At 31.8% G+C, this 6,534-nt stretch carries 7 protein-coding genes; 2 read left to right on the plus strand and 5 right to left on the minus strand.

All coding sequences use genetic code 11. The features are described 5' to 3' along the window. From KKC53_07150 to KKC53_07170, 5 genes are all read right to left on the minus strand, one after another. A partial coding sequence (locus KKC53_07150; GenBank protein ID MBU2598923.1) for a glycosyl transferase family 1 occupies positions 1 to 815 on the minus strand: 815 nt, incomplete at its 3' end. Positions 816 to 945: 130 nt separating this feature from the next. Next, complete coding sequence (locus tag KKC53_07155) at positions 946 to 1,806, minus strand: carbohydrate ABC transporter permease (protein MBU2598924.1); 861 nt, start codon at positions 1,804 to 1,806, stop codon at positions 946 to 948. Next, positions 1,803 to 2,672, minus strand: coding sequence for a sugar ABC transporter permease (locus KKC53_07160; protein MBU2598925.1), 870 nt, complete (start codon positions 2,670 to 2,672; stop codon positions 1,803 to 1,805). Before KKC53_07160 ends, KKC53_07155 begins: the two co-directional genes overlap by 4 nt. A gap of 102 nt (positions 2,673 to 2,774) precedes the next feature. Beyond that, positions 2,775 to 4,055, minus strand: coding sequence for an ABC transporter substrate-binding protein (locus KKC53_07165; protein ID MBU2598926.1), 1,281 nt, complete (start codon positions 4,053 to 4,055; stop codon positions 2,775 to 2,777). A 198-nt stretch (positions 4,056 to 4,253) separates the two neighbouring features. After that, on the minus strand, positions 4,254 to 5,285 hold the full coding sequence (locus KKC53_07170; GenBank protein MBU2598927.1) for a LacI family transcriptional regulator: 1,032 nt from the start codon (positions 5,283 to 5,285) through the stop codon (positions 4,254 to 4,256). A gap of 366 nt (positions 5,286 to 5,651) precedes the next feature. Between KKC53_07170 and KKC53_07175 the strand changes: the two genes are divergently transcribed. Both KKC53_07175 and KKC53_07180 read left to right on the plus strand, forming a co-directional pair. Then, positions 5,652 to 6,104, plus strand: a complete 453-nt coding sequence (locus KKC53_07175) for a DUF4878 domain-containing protein (GenBank protein MBU2598928.1) — start codon at positions 5,652 to 5,654, stop codon at positions 6,102 to 6,104. Between the two features lie 133 nt (positions 6,105 to 6,237). Continuing rightward, positions 6,238 to 6,534 (plus strand): YmdB family metallophosphoesterase (locus tag KKC53_07180; protein ID MBU2598929.1); only part of this gene is annotated, 297 nt, incomplete at its 3' end.

Raw genomic sequence — 6,534 nt, forward strand, 5'->3', positions numbered from 1 at the left:
TCATCAGTTGCCATAGAACCCGCCATAACCAATTGCACATTTGGAAATTTCTTTTTAACAATTTTATAAGTATCAATAACACCTAAAGGATCTTTCCAAGGATCAAATCTTGATACCTGTAAAATTATAGGACAGGATGTATCCACACCATAATTTTTAAAAATCTTTTTACTTTCTTTTAAAGTTAATGGGTCATTTTTTTCTGAGAGTGGGTCGATAGAAGGTGTGATAATAGATATTTTTTCATTGTTGAGCCCTTCCTGAACATAATCTTTGAGGGTAAATATATAAGTATCATAGATCTCAATATACGGTTTAATAAAATTCCAGAAGCTCATATTTGTATTTGTTAAGTCAATGTGACATCTCCATATCCATATACCTGGATAAGGTTTTAAATAATGATAAATAGCAGCTGGTTGTGGATCATGAATCACTATAAAATCATATTTACCTTCAAATTTTTCTGCATTCTTCTTATTGTATTTAAGGTAAATATCTTTCATTTCATTGCTGAGTTTTATTTTCATACCTTGAAGAGCATTATGAAAAGCTTTTGTAACATTGAAAAATTTTTCATCGCCATGGATTATTCTCCATTCTGCATCAAGACCGATATCTCTCATTAATGGAACTAAAGCTTGTAAAATCTCAGCTACCCCTCCACCATAAGCAGTAGAATTTACATGCAAAACTTTTAAACCTTTTAGATTAGATGAGTAATTTTTAATCTTTTCAATTTTTTCTTTACTAACTATATTTACATATGAATCAAGGGATTTCTTCTTAATCTCAACAACTGGTAAATTTTTCAATATATTAACCTCCAATAATTATTGTTCTTATATATATTTTAAGAATCTATAAATTTTAGTATGTAGGGCAACCCTTTAGGGTTGTTTACTTTCGCAAGGCTAAAGCCTTGCCCTACTTATTAGCATTTTTTTAACCTTTAACTGAGCCTGCCAGAATTCCACGTACAAAATATCGTTGTAGAGAGAAGAATATAATCAAAGGTAGTATCATAGAGATAAATGCTGCAGCTGTAAGTAAATGCCAATTTTGACCTAATGAGTTAACTAAACTACTTAATCTAAGTGTGAGTGGTGCTACTTTCTCAGTTCCTCCTAAATATATTAGTGCTACAAGTAGATCATTCCAGACCCATAGAAATTGGAAAATTGCAAGTGAAGCTAATGCAGGAACAGATAAGGGCAATGCTAATTTAAAAAAAGCAGTACGATGTGATGCACCATCAAGAAAAGCTGACTCAAAAATATCTTTTGGAAGAGCACCAAAGAAGTTACGAAGTAAATATACAGCAAACGGTAAACCATAACCTGTGTGGGCTAACCAGATTCCAATGAAAGTACCCGATAATCCTAATCTGTTATATACTCTTAAAATAGGAATTAATGTCACCTGAAGAGGAACAACCAATAAACCCACTACAATTATAAATATTATCTGTCTACCTGGAAATTCCATACGAGCAAAAGCATAAGCTGCAAATGCAGCTATCATTATAGGAATAATTGTAGAAGGGATGGTTATAATTAAACTGTTAAGAAATGCACGTCCCAGTCCACTTGCTGTAATTACTTGAGTATAATTTTCTAAAGAGTACTGAGTGAATTCAAATGGATGCTGAAAGACTGTCCACCAACCAGAGCTTAGTACATCATTTCTAGCTCTAAATGAGCTTATAAGTAGTCCTACAGAGGGCATAAGCCACATTAGGCTTATAAAAATAATAACAATATGAAGTAAGGGACGTGAAAATAATTTTGCAATTTTCTTATTCATCTTAAAGCCTCCTGTTCCCTGAATCTACGGATATTAACTATCATTACAGGGATAATAGCTACTAATAGAATCACTGCAATGGCACTTGCATGTCCGAAATTCCGAAAGTGAAACATTTCTTTAAACATCCTGTTAGCAACAACTTCAGTTCCAAATTCACCATTTGTCATGACATAAACTATGTCAAAAACCTTGAGAACATTTATTATCATTGTTGTAATGACAACTGCAATTGTAGGTTTCATCACTGGGAGAATGATACGCCAAAAAACCTGTAACTCATTAGCTCCATCTACACGTGCTGCTTCTAAAAGTTCTTTTGGTATTCCTTTATATGCTGCTGATAGGATAACCATACAGAAACCTACCCATATCCAAACACCAGCAAAGATAAGTGCAAAGTTATTTACTGTCTTATTGATGAGCCATCCAACTGGTTCTAAATTAAAAGCCTTACTTAAAACTGCATTTAAGATTCCGATTTGAGGTGAGCCTGCAGGTCTATAGGCATATATAAATTTCCAAATAACACCAGCACCTACAAAAGATATAGCCATTGGCAAGAAGATTATAGATTTTGCTACAGATTCATATCGGACACGATCAAGAAGAATTGCAAGAATCAAGCCCAACGATACTGTAAAAGCTGTGAATACGACTAACCAGATAAGATTGTTTCTAAATGCATAGAGCATGTTCTTATTAGTAAAAGCGAATATATAATTACTAAATCCAACAAATAATTCTGATTTTCTATCTAAAAAGCTTAAAAATAATGTATTAACAGCTGGATAGACTAAAAAAAATGCTAATATCAATAATGTTGGTATTATATAAAGCCACGCCCATATGTTTGTCTTCTTCATGATAATTTTTCCTTTAAAACAAACTATTTATATCTTTAATAAGATGATTAAGGCAATCCACAATTAAGTGGATTGCCTTAACATAGTTCATAGTATCAGTACTTATTTGTAAGCCTCAACAGAACTGGCTTCAATGTCTCCGAGAATAGTATCTAGATCTTCACCACCAACATAATCCAAAGTTCCTGACCAGAAGGATCCAGCACCAACAGCTGCAGGCATAAGGTCTGAAGCATCAAAGCGGAAGACCTCAGCTTTTACTACCATATCTGCCATCTTTTTAGTAAGTTCATCAGGATAGGAATCAAGATTAACTTCTTTACTAGGTGAGATGAATCCACCTGCAGAAGCCCATATTTCCTGAGGTTGAGCGGAAGCAAGATATTTCATTAGTTCACGAGCTTCTGGTGTATCATTAAACATAACAATCAAGTCAGCTCCACCCAAAACCGGTGTTCCATATGCTGGATCGATTGGTGGAAATGGGAAGAAGTCATAATCAGTTACGGCTTCAACTCCTTCTGGGAAAAAGCCAGTAATAAAGCTTGCTTGACGGTGCATGTAAGCTCCAGGAGGATCTGTGAATAGTGAAGCTGGTGCATCTCCAAAGAAACTAGTAAGTGTTCCTGTAGTACCGCCATATTGATAATCCTCTTTACCAACTATTTCACCAAATGTCTCCCAGGCAGTTTTAACTGCTGGATCTGTCCATGGAATTTCATGGCTAACCCATTTGTCATATACATCTGGTCCGGCTGTTCTAAGCATGATATCCTCGATCCAGTCTGTAGCAGGCCATCCACTTGCAGCTCCGCTTTCAAAACCTATTGCCCAGGGAGTTTTACCATCAGAAACAATTTTATCAGAAAGAGCTATTAATTCATCCCATGTTGTTGGAATATTATACCCTCCATCTGCAAAGGCTGTGGGATTGTACCAGATAAGACTCTTATTAGCTACCTTATAGAAGATTCCGTATAGAGTACCATCATAACTTGCTAAATCTAACCAGGCTTTTGCATAATTCGTATTTAATTTGTCCATATCCATGAATTTACTAATGTCAATAAGATTACCATCTTCGGCTAACTCATACATCTGACCTGGGTTTGGTAATATTGCCAAGTCTGGTGGATTTCCTGCTTCAACTCTTGTGGTGAGAACAGCTGCTAAATCTCGCGTACCCTCAAATGCCATACCAATACCTGTTTCATCTGTGAATGGGAATACTGCTTCCTGGAAGTTGGTCAGCTCATCGCCTCCCCACACACCAAGAACAGTCACAGCTCCTTTAGGCTTCTCTTCAGGAGCTGGGGCACAAGACATTGTAAATGTCATCAACGATATCAACATTATTATTGGTATTAATACCTTTTTTCTCATTTTCCCTCCTTAATTTTATTTTACAATACCAATTAATAGAGATTTATTTAAATTCTATATAATCACCTCCCATTTTTAAAATGATAAAATTTATTATTTTATAATTATTTTGATTTATTTATTTTATAATTTTTTTAATAATGAAATTTTTTACATTATTGAATTAAAATATTAAATTTTAAAAATTGAGTTTTAAATTTATTTTGAATTATAACCACATGATTTTCTTATAACTAAATGTGTTTCCAGGATAAATTTTTTATTATTGTTTTCATTACTTTCGATATTATCTATGAGAAGGTTAGCTGCATTTTTTCCAATCTCAAATCCAGGTAAATTAATAGTTGTGAGAGGAGGGTCAACATATTCTGATAGATTCACATTATCAAATCCTACTAATGCAATATCTTGTGGTATTTTAATACCCCTTTTCTTTAATGCATCCATTACACCAAAAGCTACCACATCAGAGGCTACAAAAACTGCAGTTGGCAATTTTTTAATAGACAACAGTTTCTGCATGGCATCAAAACCACTTTGTGGTGTGAAATTTCCTATGCCTACAAGCTTTTCATCATAAGTTATAGAATTTTTTTGTAAAGCCTTCTTATATCCGAGTAATCTTAATTCACTTGCTGTGTAATTAAGTGGAGCATTGGTAATAATAGCAATCCTTTTGTGACCATGAGATATTAGATGTTGTACCGCCTTTTTTGCTGCCTTTACATTATCTATGTCGGAACAACTAAAACTATCATCATTTATCTGACCCATTAATACAATTGGGAAATCTTCTTCTTTTAGTTTGTAAAGTTCCTCATCATCTGATCGGGGACCTGAAAGAATTATTCCATCTATTCTCTTTTCTCTAACCATATGATAATAAGTATCTTTCTTAGTTACTTCTTCAATATATTGGAGAAGAATCTTATAACCTCTTTTTTGTGCAACTGTGCTTACACCTAAAATGACTCGGGGGAGAAAGGCATCAGAAAATACACTTTCTAATTGTTGACATAAAATTAAACCTATTGTTTTTGTCTTGTTTTTAACAAGGCTTGTAGCTATTGCGTGGGGATAGTAATCTAGCTCTTTAGCGATGTCTAAAACTTTTTGACGAGTACCTTCAGATATTTTTACATCTGTCCGATTATTTAGAACAAAGGAAACTGTAGTCCTGGATACACCTGCTAATTTAGCAATATCTTTTGTAGTAGGGTATTTCTTCATAATTAAAAATATACGAATTAAATATTAACACATTTAAAAATCAATGAATTAAATATTAACACGTGTTAATTATATAATATAAAATATTTTTATGTCAATTTAATTAAACTTTTATGAAATAGATCTATTATTATTTTTACTTTATTTCGCATAGAATTTTATATAGAATTTTTAAAAATAAAAAGAATTAGAATTTTTTAAATATCAATAGGATTTGAAAATCATATTTATTTTATAAGACAATTTGAATATTAAAGCTAATGTAACTATATTGATTTATAATAAGAAAAGAAATTAATAAAATGAATACTTAGAATAAAAATAATATAAGATTTTTATATGTTTTTTGTTTAATTAGCACACATTATGAAAAAAGATTTATATAAGTTAACTTTCAAAAAATTTAATAATTTGATAAAATACACTGTTTTTATTTTTCTTGTGATATTGATTTGTTTTAGTTTAACTGGTTGTGAGAGTTTCAAAAAAGCTTTAGAAGGTCCAAAACCAGAACCAGTTGTAGATAATTTTTTTAAAAGTCTAATAAATAAAGATTACTCGAAAGCTTATTCTTATTTATGTGAAGAAAATAAGGAGCTATTTTCTTCAGAAGATTTTATAAAAAAAATGCAGGATTTTCAGGAAATAATTAGATATGAAATTTTGTCTTCAAATGTTGGATATAAGAATTCAAAAGTTACAGTAAATCTAACAACCCTTTCATATGATGAAGAAGAGATAAAAGAAATTGAAGTCCCATTGATAAAGGAAGAAGATGAATGGAGAATTGTTTTTTTTGATATTGAGTTTGAAAAATAATAATTTAAATATAATATTTTAAAATATAAATTTACTTTTTAATTTTTATAGTAATTAGTTTTTTCATTTTAATATAATTCATCCAATATTTTAAAAGTCATATATATTATTTGATTTTTATGGAGTTATAGTGATAAAAATACTTTTTATCGGGGATATTGTTGGAAAGCCGGGTAGGATGGCTGTAAAGGAGATACTCCCAAAACTTAAGAGCGAGAATGATATATCTCTAACAATAGCCAATGGCGAGAATTTAGCTGGTGGAATTGGTATAACACCAAGCGTTGCTCAGGAGATAAAATCTTATGGAGTTGATGTAATAACAACTGGAAATCATGTCTGGAGAAGAAAGGAAATAGAACCCTTTTTAAACATAGCAGGTTATTTATTAAGACCTGAAAACTATCCTCCAGGGAATCCAGGTAAGGGA

The organism is Actinomycetota bacterium, assembly GCA_018830725.1.
In the GTDB taxonomy this organism is placed as follows: Bacteria; Actinomycetota; Humimicrobiia; order JAHJRV01; family JAHJRV01; genus JAHJRV01.